The following is an 18,463-nucleotide window of genomic DNA, read 5'->3' as shown; positions in this document are numbered from 1 at the left end:
TGAGGTCGTGCTACCAGGCGCTCAGGCCGCCGTCGACGGCGATGTTCTGGCCAGTCACGTAGGACGCGGCATCCGACACCAGGAACAGCATTGTGCCCACCATCTCGTCCGCGCGAGCCATGCGGCCGAGCGGGATACGGGCACCATAGCGCGCCTTGAAGGTCTCGTTCTGCCCACTCTCGACCCCGCCGGGGGTGAGGGTATTGACGCGAACGCCCTTTGCCGCCCAGTAGGTCGCCAGGTGCTTGGTCAGGCCGATAACGCCGGCTTTGGACGCGGTGTAGACCGCGGGCGTGTTGATGGCACGGCCGAGATATTCGGAGCCTTCGTAGATGCGCTGGTCGGGCGCCATCAGGCCGTAGATCGAGGCTGTCTGTACGACAGCGCCGTAGCCGCGCTCGGCCATTCGGCCGCCGAACGTCTGAGCGACGTTGAACATGCCGTCGAGATTGACAGCCATGATCTCTCGCCAGGTGTCCAGCGAAAATTTCTCGACGGGTGCAAAGAAGGCGTCGACGTCGCGGGTCTTGCTCGCGGCGTTGTTGAGCAGGATCGAGACCGGTCCGAGGTCCGCTTCGATCGCATCGGCGGTGTTGCGCACGGAGCTGGGCTCGGTGATGTCGCAGCCATAGCCTCTGATTCGGACGGAGTGGCGCGAGGCGATGTCGGCTGCCGCCGCATCGGTCGCGGCCTGGTCGAGATCGACGATCGCAACGTTGGCACCAAATTCGGCAAGGCCCTCGGCAAAGCGACGTCCGAGGATGCCGCACCCGCCGGTGACGACGGCGGTTCGGCCGGTCAGATCGAACAAAGCCTTGAAGCTCGTGGTCATCGCTTGGGCCCCCTCAGGCCGGCAGTCGTTGGCGCAGCAACAGTTCCACCAGGGCAAAATCGAGATCTGAATCGATGTCGATCGAGCGTTCTTCCGGCATCTCGAACAGGCGCGTGTCTGGATAGAACACCGCGGGCTGCTCCAGGAACGGCGCGACGCGCCAGACATAGATCGATGCGTTCATGTCGAAGCAGCGCGGCGCATCCTGCCGGCGCGTGATCGGAGGTTCGGCGGATTTGGAGAGACCGACGCTGCCGTCAGTGCGTTGCTCAACCAGGTTGAAATAGGGCGAGCGTCGCGCCGGCGCCCCGGTGATGACGTTGCGGCAGCCGCTCTCGCGCAGCAGTGCCACCGCACCGGTGATGTCGGAGGCCAGCCGGAGCGGCGAGGTGACGTCGAGATCGACGAAGATATCCGGCGTCTTGCCGGTTTGCGCGATGGCCTGCTCGAGACAGTGACGGATCGCCGGCAGCTTCGGTGCGGTATCGGTCGCCATCTCGTCCGGGCGCCTGACCGCGATGTCGGCGCCGGCCTTCAGTGCCGCGTCGAGCAGCGCATCCGAATCGCTGCTGAAGGCGATTGCGTCGAACAGGCCGGTCTCGCGCGCCTGCGCGATGCTCCAGGCGAGCACGGGCCTGCCCAGCAGATCGCGCGCATTCTTGCCGACGACTCCTTTCGAGCCACCCCGCGCGCAGATCGTGCAGAGGAGAGTCATGGCGATATCCAGGTCTTGGTGCGCAGAGCACGCTCGCTGGCATCGATCAGATGGACCACGCCGAGCGCCTCGGGCAGCGAGCAGACCGGGCTCGCACCGCGCATCGCCGCGACATGCATGTCGCGATAGCTTTGGTCGCGCTCGCTGGGGATCTCCGTTGACTTGCCGTTGACCGCAAGACGGCTGCCGACGAGATCTGCCTCGATGGTGTCGTTGTCGACATTGACGCGAATGCGGCGGATGCCCTGCCGGTCGAGATAGTCCATGTGGACGTGGACCGATGGGGCCCGCTGCATATCGAGCAGCAGGTCGAGATGGTCGTCGACGTCGATGTCGCGCGCGCCGGACGCGCCACCGAGCGCTGCGACGCGATGCCACGGCCCGAACAGCCACAGGAGATAGTCCAGCTCGTGGCTGAGATCCCGCAGCACACCGCCTCCGGCGTCAACCGTGGCGGATGCGGTCGCGCGGTGATCGCGGCCGGGCCGCCAGTCCCTGATGTCCTGGCCGACATAGGCGGCGACCGTGATCACGTCGCGCCCGCGCAGTCTTTCGGCCAGAGCCGTCATCACGGGGTGGAAGCGCAGATTGTATCCGACGCTGACATGGGCAAACGGATATTTCGGGGGCGATGCCGGCGTCGCGAACAGCGGCTTTTCAACGAGGACTTTGCCATGGAAGCCAGCCTGCGCGAGCTCTTGCAGATTGTCCGCATGGCGTGCAGTCTCGGTGGCGATCACCACGTAGTCCGGATGTACCGCGGCAACAGCCTGCACGATCGACCCGTAGTCTCCGCCTTCGCGACGACTGACGGTCGCGACCTCCAGGCCAAGCTCGCGCAGGACGCGCGCATGCCTTGTGCCGATCGAGCCGAGGCCAACCACGACGGCTTTTGTCGAGGTCACGGGAAGACCTCGTGAAACTCCGCGTGAGCCTGCTCGAAATCCTCCAGGCGGCCGATGTCGAGCCAGTATTCGCGAATGGGATAAACCGCAACCTGCCCTTTGCCGGCGATCACGCGTTCCAGCACGTTCGGCATGTCGATGCTGACCCCGGGCGTGACGTGGCGGAAGACGGACTGGCCGATCACGTAGATGCCGGCACTGACGAACCAGCTCTCGGTCGGCTTCTCGCGGATGGCATCGAGAAAACCGTCTGACGTCGACACCACGCCGTAGGGGACGTGCACCTTGTGCTCGCGCACGGCCATCGTCGCTTCCGCCGGCGTTGCGTTGTGGAAATCGAGGAGAGCCCCGTAGTTGATCGTGGTGAGGATGTCGCCGTTGGTGACGATCATGGGCAGAGCCGGCGGGGTCCTGAAGAGTCCGAGGGCGCCTGCAGTCCCGAGGCGCTCCGTTTCGTGGACGTACTGGATATTGGCGCCGAAGGCGGCGCCATCGGCAAAGTAGTCCTTGATCGTATCGGCCTTGTAATTGACCGAGATGAAGATGTTGCCAAAACCCTGCTGCACGACGTTGCGGACGATCGTCTCGAGCAGCGGTCGGCCGCCGACATTGAGCATCGGCTTCGGCACGTCGCGCGTCAGCGCGCCCAGGCGTTCGCCGAGGCCGCCCGCCATGATCAGGACAGGGTTCGGATAGTGAGCCGGTTCGAGCAGCTCATCGAGCGTTTCGACCACGACCAGGTGGCCGCCCTCGTCGACAAGCGGGAGCTGCTTGATCGACTTCTGCCGCATCAGCTGCAGGCGATCCTCGCGCGGCAGCGTCGCAGGGGCCGACACCGGCGCACGGTTCATGATGTCGGTTGCAAGTCCGGCGAGCGGTACACCCCGCAGCAGGCCACGCCTCACGTCACCATCGGTGACCACGCCGAGCAGGCGATTCTGGTCGTCGAGCACGAGCGCAATCTGAATGCTTCCGCTCTCGATGGAAGCAATAGCCTCGCCCACGGTCGCCTGCGTTCCAACGACGGCCTTACGCCAGGATTTCATGGCAATCTGCCTCGTATACGCCAGATATCGGGGGCGGCCCACGGCTGAGCCTGCTATATCGCGGCTGCGAGAGGCGGCGTCAACCCCAACGGCACCCCCCTGAACAGCCCCGTTAACCTCAGCGTTTCGCGGCCCGAATCGACGGTTTGAAGACCCGCGATCGCCCGTTAAGATCGCCCGGCGCAGGGGAATCGCGATGGACGATCTCATCATCATAGGCGGCGGCGAGCATGCCTTCATGGTCTACGAAGCGGCGCTGTTGTCCGGCCAGTTCAAGGTCGTCGGCTTCCTCGATCGGCAGCCCGGAACGCTCGGCGACATCAGCTATCTCGGAACCGACGAGGCCGCGCTAGAGTATCCGGATGCCGCCTTCGTGCTGGGAATCGGATCGATGCAGGAGGGGCCCGCACGCCGGCAGATGATCGGCCGCATGCAGGTCAAGCGCTGGGCGTCGGTGATTCATCCACGCGCGGTCGTCTCGCCGTCAGCCACGATCGGCGCAGGCACCGTCATCATGCCGGGTGCGATCGTCAATGCGCGAAGCCGGATCGGCGATCACTGCATCATCAATTCCGCTGTCGTCGTCGAGCATGATGTTCGGATCGGCGATTGCACGCACCTGTCGCCGGGAACCGTGGTCGGCGGAGGCGCGAGGATCGGCGAGAACTGCTTCATCGGTCTCGGCAGCCGGGTCAGGGACCACATCGCGATCGGCAACGACACGCTGGTCGCGATGGGATCGGTGGTCACCGCTCCATGCCCGCCGGGGTCCGTCCTTCGTGGCGTTCCGGCAAAGCCGCAGGGTTAGATCGGGTCGTCCGGCTCGAGCGCGCGTGGTGCGGCCGTTCCGACCAGCGACCAATAGTCGATCGGCGGCCGGCCGGCACCGGGTCGCTTGGCGGTGATGTCGGCGGGGCCGATGGTCTCGCCAGCCTGCAGCGCGCGCGCCGCAACGATGCTCTTGCGCGCCACAGGGACGTTCCTGATCTCGGAGCCCTTTGGCGTCTTCACGCCGTCACCGAGCGCACGTTCGACGTTGCGGATGGCGATTACCATGCGCCTGAAATCGTCAGGCTCGAGCGAGGCGGCGTGATCGGGCCCTTGCGCCGCGCGGTCGAGCGTCAGGTGCTTTTCGATGATTGTCGCGCCGAGCGCGACGGCGGCCACCGAGATCTCGAAACCGTCGGTGTGATCGGAATAACCGACCGGAAGCTGGAACGCGGACCGCATCGTGCTCATCGCCGCGAGGTTCACGTCGCCGATGGGACAGGGATATTCGGTCGTGCAATGCAGCAGGCTCACATGCTGTGCGAGCGCTGTACGCGCTGCCGCATCGCGCCAGGCCGCACGGAAGGCGGCGATGCCGGGTGGGTCATCGGATTGGCTGTAGCCATGCGCGAGCACGCCCAGCGCCTCCTCGATCTCGCCTAGCGTTGCCATGCCCGTCGACAGGATCAACGTTGCTCCGGCCTTCGCGGCTGCATGCAGCAGCGGTGCATTGGTGAGATCGCCCGATCCGATCTTGATGCGCGGCAGTTTCAGCAACAGCAAGAAGGCCAGCGAAGTGTCGTCGAACGGTGTCGACAGGAATTCGATACCGCGCTCCCTCGCACGTTCAATCAGACTGTGATGCGCAGCCTGCGGCAACTCGAGCCGTTCCAGCATGGCAAGCTGGCTTTCGTCGGCATTCGTCGTGCGCTGCTGATAGTCGGCCTTCTTTGCCGCGCTGCCAGCCAATGCCTTCGCATTGAAGGTCTGAAATTTGACGATGTCGGCGCCCGCGTCGGCGGCGGCGTCGACCAGCGCCAGCGCCTTCTCCAGGCTTCCGTCGTGATTGACACCGGCTTCGGCGATGATGAGGGTGTCCGTGGTCATGCCTGCTCCCCGCTTGGCGGAAGCTCGTAAAAGCCCTTGACCAGAAGCGGCCTGAAATCCGGGATGCCTGCGATAGTTTCGGCAAATCGCCGGCTGGATTCGCCGTCGCCGTAAGGGTTGACGGTGGCTTGACGGCCGCGCTGCAACCCCGCGGCAATGGCGGTGGCAATGGCGCCGCGCTCGGGCGCTGCGTGAAATACAGACGTCGCGCGCTCGCGTCCCTTCTGACGGTCGCCGATATCGACCGTGGGAACGCCGAAGGAGGGTGCTTCGAGTACGCCGCTCGAGGAATTGCCGATCACGACGTCCACCTGGTTCATCAGGCTGAGATAGCGAAGGTGCCCGAGCGAGGCGATCGCGATCGTGTTCGGCCGGCCAGCCGCGAAAGCCTCGATTCGGGCGTTCAAGGCGCGGCCCTCCGCGTCGGCGTTGGCGAGCGTGAACACGAAACGAAAGGCGGGATCGAGCGTCGAGAGTGCCGCGAACAATTCGTCCAGCTCGGCCACCGAGCGCCCGGCCTCGACCGTGACGGGGTGGAATGTGACGAGCGCATTGCGTTCGCCGAGCGGCATCCCGATCGCGCCGCCTATGTCGTTGCGGTCCATCAGATCGAGGTGCTTGATGGCGTCGATGCCGACCGACCCGATGGTGTGGATGCGGGACGGGTGTTCGCCAAGCTGTATCAATCGTCGCGTCGAGCCCTGATTGCTGGTGAAGTGCAGGTGCGACATCTTGCTGATGGCATGGCGCGAAGATTCGTCGACGGCGCCTTCGGTGACGTCGCCGCCGAACAGATGTGCCATCGGCAGCCGCATGAACATCGCGGCTTGCGCGGCTGCGAACATCTCGAAACGGTCGCCGAGCACGACGACGAGATCCGGCTGTAGCCGTGTGAAGGCATCGGCAAAGCCGATGACGCCGAGGCCGACCGATTTCGCGACGCCGGCGCCGGTGTCGCTGCTCAGTAGCGTCTCGACGCGTGCGTCGACCTCGAACCCCTCGTCGCGGATTGCGTTGAAGGTGTAGCCGAACTCCGGCGCGAAATGCATGCCGGTGGCGACGAGCTGAAGTGTCAGGCCGGGTGTTCCCCGGATCGCGCGCATCGGCCAGATCAGCAGCCCGAAATCGGCACGGCTGCCGGTGACGAAACAGATCTTTCGCGCGCCACTATTCATCGCGGGTCCTGATGCTGGCGCTGCTGGGCAGGTTGATCAGCCGGCGTTCGATGGATTCGGCGGTGGAAAGATCGCCGCGGGGGCTTTGCGCGAACATCGGCAGCTTATGCATCAAGGTCCAGGCCGGGCGCGCGCCAAAACCCGCATCGTTGAGCGCGGCAAGGACGTCGTCGCGGCGGCCGGCATTTGCTTCGTCGAGCAGGATCGCGTTCAGCCAGTAATTGCTGGTCGTGTCCTTTGGCTCACGCGAGAAGTGGACGCCGGGAATATCTGCAAAGGCGCGCTGATAGGCGGCAGCCAACTTGCGCTTGCTCGCCAGAAAGCCGTCGAGCTGCTCGAGCTGGGCGCAACCGAGCGCTGCGTTCAAATTCGGCAGGCGGTAGTTGAAGCCGATCTCGTCGTGGATGAAAGCCCATTTGTGCGGCAGTTTCGCCGTCGTCGTCAGGTGCTTGGCGCGTCGGCCCAGCTCCTCGTCATTGGTCAGGATGGCGCCGCCGCCGCCGGTGGTGACGATCTTGTTGCCGTTGAAGCTCAGTGCTGCAAGGCGCGCCTGTGATCCGACCGCGTGGCCCTTGTACGTCGATCCCAGCGATTCCGCGGCATCTTCCACCAGCGCGATGTTCCATTCGTCCGCAAGGGCGGCGATCGCGTCCAGATCGACGGGGTGGCCGAAGGTGTGCATCGGGGCGATCGCCGAGATACGGCGACCGGTCTCGCGATTGATGGTGCCGGTCGCCGTCTTCTGCGCGATCGCATCGAGACGCACCGCGAGCGCGCGGGCGTCCATGCCGAGTGTTTCGAGCGAGCTGTCGACGAAATGCGGGGTTGCGCCGCAATAGGCGATCGCGTTTGTCGTCGCGATGAAGGTCAGCGCCGGCGAGATGACCTCGTCGCCGGGCTCGACGCCGGCGAGTCGGAAGCAGGCATGCAGCGCGGCCGTGCCATTGACGACGGCGATCGCGCGTTTGGCGCCGGTGACCTCCTCGAGCATGCGCTCGAACCGATCGACGAAGGGACCCACCGAGGAGACGAAGGTGCTCTTGATGCACTCTTCGAGGTAGGCGATCTCGTTGCCGGCGAACACCGGTTCGTGCAGGCCGAGGATGCCGTTCGGCGTGCCCACAGCCCGTCGCACGGCATCGACGATCGTCTTTTGGTCGAAGTCTGACCTCGTCACGTGACCGTCCACCATCGCCTCAGACATTGTACACGTCAGCCTTGTAGCGGCTGAGGTTTGTAGGATTGGTGAACCAGTTCACCGTCTTGACCATGCCGCGTCGCATGCCCTCGATGCCGCCGAATTCCGGGCTCCAGCCAAGCTGCTGGCGTGCCTTGGAATTGTCGGCCCAGAGCCGCTCGACCTCGCTATTGGCGGGACGCAGTCGCGTTTCGTCGGTCTCGATTTCGATCGCCGTCCCCATGACGTCGGCGATCATCTGCGCGGTCGCGCCGACCGAAATCTCGAAGCCGCTGCCGAGATTGATGGTCTGGCCCACGACTTGCTCCGCAGGCGCCGCGAGGCCCGCGATCAGGCCGCGCGCGGTGTCGGTGACGAAAGAGAAGTCGCGCGTCGGGCTGACGGCGCCGAGGCGGATCTTGCGCTTGCCGGTCGCGATCTGGCTGATGACGGTCGGAATCACCGCGCGCGCCGATTGCCGCGGACCAAAGGTGTTGAACGGGCGGATGACCACGACGGGCATGTCGAACGAAGCCTGGAACGACAGCGCCATCTGGTCGGAGGCGATCTTTGAGGCCGAGTAGGGGGACTGCCCGACCAGTGGATGGCTCTCCTTGATCGGAACCGTCTGAGCCGTGCCGTAAACCTCGCTGGTCGAGGTCTGAACGAAGCGCCGCACGCCCGCCATGCGCGCGGCTTGCAGCACGTTCACGGTGCCGCGAACGTTGGTTTCGACATAGGAGTCTGGCGCCACATAGGAGAACGGAATCGCGATCAGCGCCGCCAGATGCAGCACGTCGGTACAGCCGCTCGCCGCCTGGATCATGAAATGCGGATCGCGGATGTCACCGGCGACGACCTCGACGGACTTCATCACGTCGGACGAGACCGTGTCGAGCCAGCCCCAGGAGTTGAAGGAGTTGTAATAGACGATCGCCTTGACGCGGGCACCGGCTTTCACCAGCTCCTCGACGACATGCGAACCGATGAAGCCGTCGCTGCCGGTAACGAGGACGCGGGCGTCCCTCAGATCTGCCATGCCGGACCCCAAAAGGCGATTAAGCCAATATTCGCAACAAGATGGCGCTATAGCACACTGACGGTCGTGCGCAACAGAGCAGCGCTCGGTGGCTGCCAAATGCCCGGGGATGTAGCGGTTTTTGTGGCGCGCCTAAGGCTGGCCGGCCGGGCCCAGGCGCTGTTTCACGAACGTCTCCAGATTCCCGCCTTCGAATAAGTGGCCCGCCACTCCGGCCGTCTGCGCCGCTTCCATGTCGCTTTCCTTGTCCCCGATCACCATGCTGCGTGTCATGTCGACGGGGAAGCGCTTGGCGAGGTCGGTGATCATGCCTGGCGCGGGCTTGCGCCTGTCGCTCATTCGGCAATAGCGCGCAACGGTTCCGTCGGGGTGATCAGGGCAATATTCGAACGCGTCGATATGCGCGCCGATCAGCGCCATCTGGTTCGCCATCCAGCGGTGCAGGGTGAGGACGTGGTGCTCTTCGTAGTAGCCGCGTGCGACGCCGGATTGATTGGTGATGACGAAGGCAAAATAGCCGGCATCGTTGACGGCCTTCACGGCCTCGCGCGCCCCCTCGATCCATTCGAGCTTGTGCGTCTCGAATGTGTATCCAGAATCGCGGTTGAGCACGCCGTCACGATCGAAGAACACGGCCGGCCGCCGCAGCTTCTCCCGCAATTCGCGATCGGCGCGCGCGAAATCGTCGGGAATGCCGATGTCGATGAAGTACCCACGATAGGCCGTGCCGCGCAGCGCGCCTGACTTGGCGAGGCCGGGGAACACATCCTGCTCGAGCGAGGCGGGAAGCTTCGCGATGTCGGCGAAAACGGATTTTTCGACGACGTAGATGCCGGCATTAACCGGTCCAGTGGCGCCCGCGCCGGGGGCGATGAAGTCGCGCACCACGTCGCCGTCGAGCACCACGCGCCCGTAGCGGTCTCCGACGACGCCGTCGCGAAGCGCCATGTGAACGCGGCCGCCATGCGCGCGTGAGATCAGATCGAGCAGGTTGAAGTCGAACAGGGAATCTCCATTGAGCAGCAGGAAACGATCGTGCAGCAAATCACGCGCATGCACGAGCGCACCGCCGGTGCCGAGCGGCTCAGTCTCGCGAGACACGGCGATTCGCGTCTGCCCTCTGACGGTCGCAGCGTAGTGCGTCTCGACGATCTCCGCTTTGTGGCCGGCGAGCAGGAGAATTTCATCGAACACGCCATAGCGCAGGAGTTCGTCGATCAGCGTATCGAGAAACGGTCGCCCGCCGATCTCGAGCATCGGCTTGGGAACCAGCCTGGTGCGTTCACCCAGTCGGGTGCCCAACCCACCGACGAGGATCACGGCCTGTCTCAGCATAAGAGTCCCCTTTTTCAGCCTAGGCGACGGACTGCAGCGCCTGACTGAGACGATACGAGCTTCAATGTCTGGTCCACTTCATATCAGCGCGAGCAGGGAATGCGAACGACGGCCGCCTGGTTGTTGGTGAATAGCACTGGAAACGGACCGGTGCGCAGCACGTCCGTGACAGCGGGCCCAATCGGCTCGGCGGGAGGGAAATAGCTGAGACGCTGATCCGCCGCGAGCTTCGTCCACTCGATCGTGCGAGGCGTGATGATTGCGACGAGGTTCCAATCATCGTCGCCCGCTTCCAGAATGTTCTGGAACGCGGATTTGACTTCCTCACTCGTGATTTCGGGGCTTCCGGCCGCTATTGCGTCGGAAGACGGCTGAGGCGATTCCTGAATAGATGTTTGAGCCTCACGGACCGCTTTCATTATTCCGCTCAACGCATCGGCCCTGCGCATCTGGAAGAACGCTTCTGAATTGATTCCGCTTATCAGAGGCGTGACCAGGCTGCACGCGATTGCGAGCCGCTGAGCTCCGTCCGTCGGCTGCACAATTGTCCGCACCACCGATTTCGTCCGCTGCGCGACCGCTTCGTTCACAGTGTCCAGATTGGAGAACAGATAGGCCGCGGGAGCGCCCGTGACGGCCTGGATCATGCCGAGCGTATAGGGATCGGAGAGAAGGATCCCTTTTCGCAGATTGGCGCGGAGCCAGCGGGCGACATCGAGGTCGCTGGCATTGTAGTGGGAAACCACCGCGGCGTGGTCTGGGAGGGCGCCATAACTGTAGTTTCTGTGAATGCCAGAAAGGCCGGCCTTGTCCACGGCGACCGCCAATCCCATGATGCCCACGAGACTGCAGATGGAGATTGGTCTCGATCGAGCCAGGGTCAACAGCGCGAGCGTCGCCAGCAGCACGATGCCCGCGATCTCCGTTGGTCTTAGGAACGTCTGATAGCCGGCGAAGGGCAGGCCGGGCCGCCAGGCAAATGCGTAGACCGCAACCACGAGAATGGTCGCAAGCAGCGTAACCGCAATGGCGACCAGGGGCCGACGGTATCGCGAGACCGGAACGACGTCGATCAGCAATTGGCAAAAGGTTTCAGTGGCCGTGATCGTGAACAGCGCCACGATGATCGCGCTGGTGCGATACAGGAAAGGGAAGCCCGAGAGGACGGCGACGCTCAGTCCGCAACCGGCGATCCAGGACCACACGAGTGTCGTGAAGCCTTCGGCTCGTGGACTGATCGCACCTGAGGGAGCACGAAGGACAGGCCGGGTCGTCCACCACCATGCAACGCCCAGCAAGATGCAGATGGAGAAGAGCGGTCCCAATGCCCGGCCGAGCTCGATAGTGGCAATCTGCGGTCCGGACCCCAGAAACAGTTCTTCGCCCCCCTCGATCCTTCTGCCGAGGATCAGTCCCGTAATCGAGGAGAACATGCCGTTGGCGCTCATCGACGGAATGTAGCCGAAGCGCATTCCCGCAACGCAGAGGATAGTTCCGGCAATGATCAGGGGCAGGACAAAGGACAGTGGTCGAAGAACCGCAATGCTGGGCGACGGCCATGCGGAGACCATCCGCACGATGGCAAGATACAGAAGCCAGCTGATCAGGACGGTTGGAACGAACAGATAGGAGCCGCGGTGTGCGAGCAGCAGCGTCGCTGGCCAGATGCAACCGAGAAAGAGAGGCGCATATCTTGCGGTGTTGCTCAGGATCCTAAGCAGGAATAGCCCAGCCACGAGCAGCGCAAGCATGAGCGGATTATTGTTGAGAGCGAAGGCGACCAGCAGCGTCGCGCCGGCGCCTCCAGTCAGCAGCAGCGCGAATCGCGCCGACACGCCGTTCTCTTTCCGGTCGGCGTTGCCCATCAGCACGCCGAGAAACACAACGCTGCTGGCGACGGCCAAGCTGCCGTTCGTCATCAAGGCAACGGTGTTCCCGGTCGCGGCGAGGAAGAAGGCGATCCATCTTCGTGAAGGCGTCGAATAGATACCTTGCACGAAGCCGTAAGAAGCCAACAGGAAGAACAGGATCGAGAAAAAGCGGTAGGTCCAGCTAAATCGCAGGAGATCCAGGCCGACGGTTCCAGCAAAGGCGCCGGCGAGCGCCGAGCGTAGATCGACATAGGATTGGGCGGCGTAAGGATTGATGACGCCGCCGTCGGCATACTCCTGCGCGGTCTTCATCCAGTGAACATCCGCGCCGATGTCCGCATAGGGAAAGTCGGAGAATGCGCCGAAGGACCACCACCATGTGAGGAGCGCGATCGGTAGCGACAGCATGCACCAAATGGCCGCCGTGCGCATCTCGCCGGCACCCGGACGCCGATTGAGCCACGACCAGGCAAGTCCGAGGCTGGCCAACGCAACGATAGCTGCGAACTGAAGCCGCATATCGCTTACGAGAAGCGATAGCACTCCGAGCAGGATGCCCGTCGTCGAGGTACCGACGGTCACCCCGAGAACGACGAGCTGGGTCCTTGTCAACCGGCACAGCTCGACGAACTTCGTCGACGCGATGGCCAGAATCGAAAACCCGGTGCCGAGCTGTATCAGGAAGAATAGAAACGTCAGGGCAAATGTGGTCGTCCACATCGGGAGATCTCTACAATGGGCTTCGGCCAAGCAACCGGGAAATGGCGATCTTCAGTTTCCTATAGATGGGTCGGCCGGGCGGCCAACGATCAGCGAGCCGAGTGTAAAAAGATCCTCTTCGGAGAAGCCTCTGAAGCATGGTGCCAGTCGTTGCAGGATATGCTGTTCCGGCGGCCGGCGATCAGGTTGGTCGCTGAGCAGTTGAAACCCTGCCTCCCTGAATAGCTGCAGATATTCGCTGTGGCGCAGCCGATTGACGTATTGGAAGCGCGACTGGAAAGGCGCCCAATCCTCCTCGGAATAGGTCAGGAAGTTGAATGAACTGATGGACGGATCGAAGCCTTTGAAATGATCGCCATAGTCGATCTGCATGAGGACCAGTCCGTCAGGACGCACGATGCGTCGCAGCTCCTTCAAGATTGCCGCGATGTCGCGCTTGGGAATGTGCTCGAGCGTTTCGACAGAGACTGCGCAGTCGATCGAGGCGGCGGGCAGGCCCGTCGTCCGGGCATCGGCCGGTGCGCGATAGTCGATCCTCCACGAAGGATCGAGGTCCTCCAGGGCGTTTATGTCGGGGTGGTCAATGCCGCTCAGTCGAGAAACGATGGCGGCGTTGGAGCGGATCAACTCCAGCTTGGCCAAGCGCTCGATGTCGACCGTGACGAAGCGCCGGGCCCCGTGAGCGCTGAAGGTCAGCGGAACGATCAGATCCCGTCCGGCGCCGAACTCGAAGCAGGTCGAATCCCGCAGCGGCCGCAAGCTGTACTTCTCGTGGACGGCCAGCAGCCGCTGCGCAAGGGTGTAGATGGATCTGACCTGCTTCTCGGGTCGTGGCAGTCGTCGTGTGACGTAGCGCTGCAGGGCATAGTGCAAGTCTTCGCCCCAGGGGATATTCGACAGCACCGAGAACGCTCGCGCCTTTGTTTGCCAGCGCACGTCAGCGTTTCCTCGGCGGAATGGACGCCGTGATTGGAGTGATGCGCACGAGCAGTCGCTGAAGCACGGTTTCGATCCAGGAAAAGACGATGTTCCGGCCTGTTTTCAAGCGGTACCAGGTCACGTAGCCGGATTCGGTCATACGGGAGCCGCAGGGGCAATGCAAGGATTCCAGGGCAGGGGGATCGTGGGCGCCTGTACCAGGGAGCAGAGCGTCATCTTGTCTGGCTGCCGCGGGTTGTCCGGCTGCCACGCGGCCGCAAGAAGCCGGCTACTCGTGAGCATGACGACGGTGCTCGTGCCGTGTCTTTTGAGCTGCTCGATGCGACGCCGTTCCCGGTTGATTCTCCTGTCGGCTCAGCGTAAACAAGCCCAGAAATCGCGTCGACGTTTTAGCATGCGGGCAAGAACATCGCGTATGATTTGTCCAAAGCCGCTGGCCGGTTCGGTTCATGCCGATCCCTTGCTCTCCCCGCCGAGTCTTGTCGAATGCCCGGTGAATTGCTGATTGGCGACGCCGTCGCAAGGGGCTATCCGCCTGCCGTGCTCTACCTGCGCAACGACGAGACCGTCACGACGGAAGTCTGCGCATTCAACTACTTCTCGGTCTTCATGAAGGATCACCCGGAGGTGGATGCTCACGTCTGGTTCTTCGACGGAGCGGGCGAGCCGGCTGGGTATTTCCACAGGGAACTCGGCGTCAACGGACAATTGCAATTGCAGACTTCGGAGCTGTGTCCGCATGTTTCGGGAACGGTCGCGATGGCCCTCGTCCCGAAACACGAGACCAAGCTTCGTCCCGGACGGAAGGTGACGACCGGCTATTACGCACAATATTTCTCGCAGCACGGCGCGATAACGTTGTCGCACGAGCGCGAGCCGGTCGCCGCAGCGCCGTTCCCGACCTCCGCTTGGATGCAATCCTATCTTACGCGGTTCCTGAAGGAGTCCGGCGTGGTGCTCGTGAACTCCTGCATGGCGTCCGAAGGCGTCTCGGTCGGGACGGCACGGCTCATGGCACTGGACGGCACGGCATTGGGCCAGCGTGAGATACCGGAGATCGCGCCGATGGGGGCCATCCGCGTCAGCACGCTGGACCTTTTCCCCGAGGCTGAACGGTTGATCGGCGCCGCCGAAGGTTTCGCCCTCGAATTCAAGGGCACCAACATCGCCAGTCCGTTCAGCTATTATGAATTTGCCAACGGCAAGTTCAGCCTGCACCATTTTTAGGGGCGCGTCCGTGACACGTTTCCCGTCCAGTCCCTGGAAGCCCTACGAACCCAGATTCATGTTCCCGACTTTCGCGGGTGTCGAGTCACGCATGGGTTTCTCGATCCCTGCCTGGTACCGTCCCGTCGACATCCGGTATCTCCGCAGCCTCGTCGCCGGCAGCCTGCGCAAGAATTTTCGTGAGACGGTCAAGGATCTCGTTCCTGAACTCGCCAGCCTGGTCGCCTCGGGCTTCAGCAAGAAGCTCAGGTTCAGGCTGCACATCCTGTCGCGCGACGGCGAGTACCGGGCGACCTACGAGTTTCCGGACAACTACGCGCCGGGCGCCTCCGTCGAGGTCGAGCTGTCGCGGCTTTTCGCCTCGCTCAAGCTGCCGCAGGACGACTATCTGGTCATCGCCGTGATGTCGCGCGGTCGCATGGACGGCTTCCGCTCCTCGCCCGCCAGCTATTCGATGACCTATGTCGATCAGGACAACGTCGCGATCTATCGCACCGGCGCGTTCGCCCGGCCCTTGAACGAGGGCAGGCTCAAGGCGCATGTCGGGTTCACCGGGATCAATCCGAAGATCATTGCGACCAGCGACATCGTCAGCAGCGTGATGCTGATCAATCACTCCTCCGATCCCGAATACGCTCATTCGGCCCGGCCGACGTCGAAGCTGATCCGCGCGGACGGCGAGCAGATCGAAGGCGATTTCGGCGAAATTCCGCCGCTAGGTGCGCGCGAGGTGTCGGTCGTCGACATGTTCGGCAGTCGCGTGTTCGACTTTCTCAAGCCGTTCGGCGGCCGCGGCACCACGGTTACCACTTGCACCGGAATGACGCTCGCGAGCCTGCACTTGCAACGCACGAACGACAATCGGCGGACGTTGCTGGGCATTGAGCACTCGCGTCCCGCGCACATGAACCTCGCCGGTATTCTGCAGCATTGATCAGGGAGATTGAGTGTCGGAGCGAGGGGCAATGCTGTCGTGGTCTGGCGGTCTTGGCCGCCTGCTGAAGTTCGACGATCACATGAAGACCCCATCCCTCGGGCTGGTGCTCGGGTTCTGGGGCATTTCGAACGTTCTGGTCGTCGCCTGGTACTGGGTGAATATCTCCGACAGGTATCTTCCAGGGCTGCTGCGGTATGCCGGAATAGCGTTCTTCGTGGTCGTCGCCCTGGTTCCGCTGCTGCTCCTGTTCAAGGTCAGAAGAAGCTTCTTCAATCCGGTCACGCTGGGACTGCTCGTGAGCTGCTGCCTCGCGCTGTCCATCACCGCGCACGAAGCCAACCTGCTGCGTGAGCAAATGCAGTTCAGCCTCGATCACGAGCGCGAGTTTGCCCATATGAACGCCGTCGAAGGCGTCATGCGGCCGTTGCTCGCCAAGATTACCGAGGCCTACGTCCAGGCATTCGGCGACGATCGCAGCCACGGGGGCTCGACGTATCACACCCATATCATCGCCAACTACCTGTTCGATTCCCTGTCGTTTCTTGCCGTGTTCGCGTTGGCAACGCTGCTTCTTTCGCCGACTGCGGCGTGGCTATGTCTGCTGACCTTTGCGTTCTACACGCAGACCGCGATCTATCCGGGACGCATGGGCCCCGTGTTCATCGCGGGCGGGTTGTTCTGGCAGCTCTTTCTGCTGACGTCGCGGCGCTATCCCGCCGCGATCATTTCCGGGCTGATCATCAGCTTCGGACGGACCGACGTCGTGTTCGCTTCGAGTTTCGCGCTTCTGGGCCTTGCGGCTTTCGAGCGGCGATGGCCGACCCTGAAAGAATGGGCCGTGTTCGGGCTGCTGATCGGCATCTCACTGGCCGTGCCGAAGACGCTGATCTGGATGCATCCCGGAACGGACTACAGGTCGTTCCTGGTCACGAATGGCGACTTCAGCAAGCTGCTCGGCAATCTTCAAGCCATGAAGCTCGTGGTGGCAATCGCCAGTCCCGTGATCGCAATCGTCATCGTGAGAACATTTGTGCTCACCCGGACGATTGCCATCGTCGGCTCGGCGACCCTGGTCCATGTGGGGCTCGTTTTTTTCATCGCCGATTTTTCCGAGACGCGCCTCATCATACCTGCGTTGGCGGGGTTGACCTTCGTGGCGAGTGAAGCGCTTGGAAAGCTGCTGGAAGGCAAGAGCGAGGCGAAAAGCGACAGCGGCTGAAACCGCAGCGTGCTTTCGATTCAGATCGAAGGAGCGCCGAGCGCGTGGCCCAGGTTCTGTTACCAGACGCTCCGTCCGCCATCCATGACGAGATTTTGTCCCGTCATGTAGCTCGAGGCATCCGAGCAGAGGAACTGCACAGCCGCGCGGTATTCGTCGACATCGGCCATGCGGCCCATGGGGATCAGGCGCGTCAGTCGTTCGACGAAGGCCGGGTCCTGGTTGTTGAAGACGCCCCCCGGCGAGATCGCGTTGACGCGCACGCCGTGATCGGCCCAGTAGGTCGCCAGATATTTCGTCAACCCGATCAAGCCGTGCTTGATCACCGAATAAGTCACGGGCTTCACCGGCTGTTCTTCTTCGCGCGTCACCTGGGGCTGGCGGTACAGCCGCTGGTCCGGCGCGATCACGCCGAGATCGGAGGCGATGTTGAGGATCACGCCGCGGCCGCGTTTGGCCATCCCGCCGCCGAACACCTGCGCACACAGCATCGCACCGGTCAGGCCGACTGCGATTTCGGTCTGCCATTGCGGCACCGGGAACGCCTCGAAGCGCGAGGAGTGCATGACGCCGGGGCTCGACGTCACCTTCGGATCGATCGCGGCGTTGTTGACGAGGATGTCGACTGTGATGCCGCGGCCGGCGAGCTGATCGTTTGCGGCGCGCACCGAGTCGAGCGAGGTGACGTTGATCTCAAGCGCGATCAGATCGGCTGAAGGCGTGGCCTGCTTCAGCGTCGCGACGGCAGCTTCGGCCTGCGCCAGTCCGACGTCGGTGACGGCCACGCGTGCGCCGGCTTCGCTGAGCGCTGCGACGTGCTGCCTGCCCAACAGGCCGCCGGCGCCCGTCACGAGCGCGGTCCGTCCGGTCAGGTCGTAGCGGGAGGAGGGGCTTGCCATTAAGGGCTCCTGTTCAGCTTCTGAGCTGGCCGCCATCGGCCACCATCACGCTGCCGGTGATGAAGGCGGCGCGGGGCGATGCAAGGAAGGTAACGACATCGGCGATCTCCTCGGGAGTGCCGAGCCGGCGCAGCGCCACCTCGCGCTGGAGCATGTCATCGACCGCATGCTTGTTTTCGGCGATCTTGCGCGCCCAGGTGCCGTCCGCGCTCAGGATATTTCCGGGGGCGACCGCATTGATGCGAATGCCTTCGAGCGCGAGCGGCCGCGCCAGGCCACGCACGGTCGCATTCAGCGCGGCTTTGGCGGCATAGTAGGTGACGGGTGCACCAAGCGCCGCCATGCCTGCGATCGAGGAGATGCAGACGATGGCCCGGTCGCCGCTGCCCATTGCCATCAGCGGCCGCGCCGCTTCGATCATGTTGGTTGCAGCGAACAGGTGAAGGTCTGGTGTCAGCTTTTTTCCGAGCCCGCCGGCGGCTCGGACGTCGCGGGCCTGCGCACGCGCGCGGAAAAGGACGGAGACGATTGGGTCATCAACGGCCAGAAGAT

General features: G+C 63.3%; 17 protein-coding genes and 1 pseudogene. 5 read left to right on the top strand and 13 right to left on the bottom strand.

Annotated elements, in window-relative coordinates; translation table 11 throughout:
* Positions 1–10: 10 nt before the first annotated feature.
* The 4 genes from MOV74_RS07575 to MOV74_RS07560 are packed head-to-tail and all read right to left on the bottom strand — an operon-like array spanning position 11 to position 3,498.
* Positions 11–832, bottom strand: a complete 822-nt coding sequence (locus MOV74_RS07575) for an SDR family oxidoreductase (protein ID WP_246919705.1) — start codon at positions 830–832, stop codon at positions 11–13.
* Between the two features lie 13 nt (positions 833–845).
* Positions 846–1,547, bottom strand: coding sequence for an acylneuraminate cytidylyltransferase family protein (locus MOV74_RS07570; protein WP_246919702.1), 702 nt, complete (start codon positions 1,545–1,547; stop codon positions 846–848).
* Positions 1,544–2,452, bottom strand: coding sequence for a Gfo/Idh/MocA family oxidoreductase (locus tag MOV74_RS07565; RefSeq protein ID WP_246919699.1), 909 nt, complete (start codon positions 2,450–2,452; stop codon positions 1,544–1,546). Before MOV74_RS07565 ends, MOV74_RS07570 begins: the two co-directional genes overlap by 4 nt.
* Positions 2,449–3,498 (bottom strand): nucleotidyltransferase family protein, encoded by a 1,050-nt coding sequence (locus MOV74_RS07560; protein WP_246919696.1) that lies wholly within the window; start codon positions 3,496–3,498, stop codon positions 2,449–2,451. Before MOV74_RS07560 ends, MOV74_RS07565 begins: the two co-directional genes overlap by 4 nt.
* Before the next feature lie 196 nt (positions 3,499–3,694).
* Here MOV74_RS07560 and MOV74_RS07555 point away from each other — a divergent pair, with 196 nt between their 5' ends.
* Positions 3,695–4,306 (top strand): acetyltransferase, encoded by a 612-nt coding sequence (locus tag MOV74_RS07555; RefSeq protein WP_246919693.1) that lies wholly within the window; start codon positions 3,695–3,697, stop codon positions 4,304–4,306.
* Here MOV74_RS07555 and neuB read toward each other — a convergent pair.
* The 7 genes from neuB to MOV74_RS07520 form a co-directional block, all read right to left on the bottom strand.
* Positions 4,303–5,373 carry an N-acetylneuraminate synthase gene (gene neuB, locus MOV74_RS07550; RefSeq protein ID WP_246919689.1) on the bottom strand — a complete coding sequence of 357 codons (1,071 nt, stop codon included), beginning with the start codon at positions 5,371–5,373 and terminating at the stop codon, positions 4,303–4,305. The two genes, MOV74_RS07555 and neuB, sit on opposite strands and share 4 nt — an antisense overlap.
* Positions 5,370–6,548, bottom strand: a complete 1,179-nt coding sequence (gene neuC, locus MOV74_RS07545; RefSeq protein ID WP_246919686.1) for a UDP-N-acetylglucosamine 2-epimerase — start codon at positions 6,546–6,548, stop codon at positions 5,370–5,372. The genes neuB and neuC overlap by 4 nt, the downstream gene beginning before the upstream one ends.
* Positions 6,541–7,725: a LegC family aminotransferase gene (locus MOV74_RS07540; RefSeq protein WP_246919683.1), complete on the bottom strand. Its 1,185-nt coding sequence runs from the start codon at positions 7,723–7,725 to the stop codon at positions 6,541–6,543. The genes neuC and MOV74_RS07540 overlap by 8 nt, the downstream gene beginning before the upstream one ends.
* 19 nt (positions 7,726–7,744) lie before the next feature.
* Positions 7,745–8,764: an NAD-dependent 4,6-dehydratase LegB gene (locus tag MOV74_RS07535; RefSeq protein WP_246919680.1), complete on the bottom strand. Its 1,020-nt coding sequence runs from the start codon at positions 8,762–8,764 to the stop codon at positions 7,745–7,747.
* Positions 8,765–8,896: 132 nt separating this feature from the next.
* Positions 8,897–10,099 carry an HAD-IIIA family hydrolase gene (locus MOV74_RS07530; protein WP_246919677.1) on the bottom strand — a complete coding sequence of 401 codons (1,203 nt, stop codon included), beginning with the start codon at positions 10,097–10,099 and terminating at the stop codon, positions 8,897–8,899.
* Between the two features lie 83 nt (positions 10,100–10,182).
* Positions 10,183–12,720, bottom strand: a complete 2,538-nt coding sequence (locus MOV74_RS07525; RefSeq protein ID WP_246919674.1) for a hypothetical protein — start codon at positions 12,718–12,720, stop codon at positions 10,183–10,185.
* A 21-nt stretch (positions 12,721–12,741) separates the two neighbouring features.
* Positions 12,742–13,626, bottom strand: a complete 885-nt coding sequence (locus MOV74_RS07520) for a class I SAM-dependent methyltransferase (protein WP_246919671.1) — start codon at positions 13,624–13,626, stop codon at positions 12,742–12,744.
* 489 nt (positions 13,627–14,115) lie between these two features.
* Between MOV74_RS07520 and MOV74_RS07515 the strand changes: the two genes are divergently transcribed.
* The 3 genes from MOV74_RS07515 to MOV74_RS07505 all read left to right on the top strand — a co-directional run bounded on the left by MOV74_RS07515 (position 14,116) and on the right by MOV74_RS07505 (position 17,012).
* Positions 14,116–14,856 (top strand): hypothetical protein, encoded by a 741-nt coding sequence (locus tag MOV74_RS07515; RefSeq protein WP_246919668.1) that lies wholly within the window; start codon positions 14,116–14,118, stop codon positions 14,854–14,856.
* Positions 14,857–14,947: 91 nt separating this feature from the next.
* On the top strand, positions 14,948–15,790 hold the full coding sequence (locus MOV74_RS07510; protein WP_246919665.1) for a hypothetical protein: 843 nt from the start codon (positions 14,948–14,950) through the stop codon (positions 15,788–15,790).
* A 31-nt stretch (positions 15,791–15,821) separates the two neighbouring features.
* The gene (locus MOV74_RS07505; RefSeq protein ID WP_246919663.1) at positions 15,822–17,012 is read left to right on the top strand and encodes a hypothetical protein; all 1,191 of its coding nucleotides are present in this window, start codon (positions 15,822–15,824) and stop codon (positions 17,010–17,012) included.
* A gap of 59 nt (positions 17,013–17,071) precedes the next feature.
* Here the strand turns inward: MOV74_RS07505 and MOV74_RS07500 are convergent, their stop codons facing one another.
* Positions 17,072–17,911 (bottom strand): SDR family oxidoreductase, encoded by an 840-nt coding sequence (locus tag MOV74_RS07500; protein ID WP_246919659.1) that lies wholly within the window; start codon positions 17,909–17,911, stop codon positions 17,072–17,074.
* Positions 17,912–17,924: 13 nt separating this feature from the next.
* Positions 17,925–18,302 carry an SDR family NAD(P)-dependent oxidoreductase gene (locus MOV74_RS07495; protein WP_246919740.1) on the bottom strand — a complete coding sequence of 126 codons (378 nt, stop codon included), beginning with the start codon at positions 18,300–18,302 and terminating at the stop codon, positions 17,925–17,927.
* Between the two features lie 48 nt (positions 18,303–18,350).
* Between MOV74_RS07495 and MOV74_RS07490 the strand changes: the two are divergent.
* A pseudogene (locus MOV74_RS07490) lies at positions 18,351–18,463 on the top strand (acyl-CoA dehydrogenase family protein); the annotation flags it as partial.

The organism is Bradyrhizobium sp. SHOUNA76 (genome assembly GCF_023006445.1).
Taxonomy (GTDB): Bacteria; Pseudomonadota; Alphaproteobacteria; order Rhizobiales; family Xanthobacteraceae; genus Bradyrhizobium.
This window is presented reverse-complemented; position numbering and strand designations above follow the sequence as displayed.

What these genes read in the sequence shown, in the direction of transcription:
- MOV74_RS07575 (WP_246919705.1), bottom strand. Translation starts at nt 832, where the DNA reads ATGACCACGAGCTTCAAGGCTTTGTTCGATCTGACCGGCCGAACCGCC.
- MOV74_RS07570 (WP_246919702.1), bottom strand. Translation starts at nt 1,547, where the DNA reads ATGACTCTCCTCTGCACGATCTGCGCGCGGGGTGGCTCGAAAGGAGTC.
- MOV74_RS07560 (WP_246919696.1), bottom strand. Translation starts at nt 3,498, where the DNA reads ATGAAATCCTGGCGTAAGGCCGTCGTTGGAACGCAGGCGACCGTGGGC.
- MOV74_RS07555 (WP_246919693.1), top strand. Translation starts at nt 3,695, where the DNA reads ATGGACGATCTCATCATCATAGGCGGCGGCGAGCATGCCTTCATGGTC.
- neuB (WP_246919689.1), bottom strand. Translation starts at nt 5,373, where the DNA reads ATGACCACGGACACCCTCATCATCGCCGAAGCCGGTGTCAATCACGAC.
- neuC (WP_246919686.1), bottom strand. Translation starts at nt 6,548, where the DNA reads ATGAATAGTGGCGCGCGAAAGATCTGTTTCGTCACCGGCAGCCGTGCC.
- MOV74_RS07535 (WP_246919680.1), bottom strand. Translation starts at nt 8,764, where the DNA reads ATGGCAGATCTGAGGGACGCCCGCGTCCTCGTTACCGGCAGCGACGGC.
- MOV74_RS07530 (WP_246919677.1), bottom strand. Translation starts at nt 10,099, where the DNA reads ATGCTGAGACAGGCCGTGATCCTCGTCGGTGGGTTGGGCACCCGACTG.
- MOV74_RS07515 (WP_246919668.1), top strand. Translation starts at nt 14,116, where the DNA reads ATGCCCGGTGAATTGCTGATTGGCGACGCCGTCGCAAGGGGCTATCCG.
- MOV74_RS07510 (WP_246919665.1), top strand. Translation starts at nt 14,948, where the DNA reads ATGGGTTTCTCGATCCCTGCCTGGTACCGTCCCGTCGACATCCGGTAT.
- MOV74_RS07505 (WP_246919663.1), top strand. Translation starts at nt 15,822, where the DNA reads ATGCTGTCGTGGTCTGGCGGTCTTGGCCGCCTGCTGAAGTTCGACGAT.
- MOV74_RS07500 (WP_246919659.1), bottom strand. Translation starts at nt 17,911, where the DNA reads ATGGCAAGCCCCTCCTCCCGCTACGACCTGACCGGACGGACCGCGCTC.
- MOV74_RS07495 (WP_246919740.1), bottom strand. Translation starts at nt 18,302, where the DNA reads ATGGGCAGCGGCGACCGGGCCATCGTCTGCATCTCCTCGATCGCAGGC.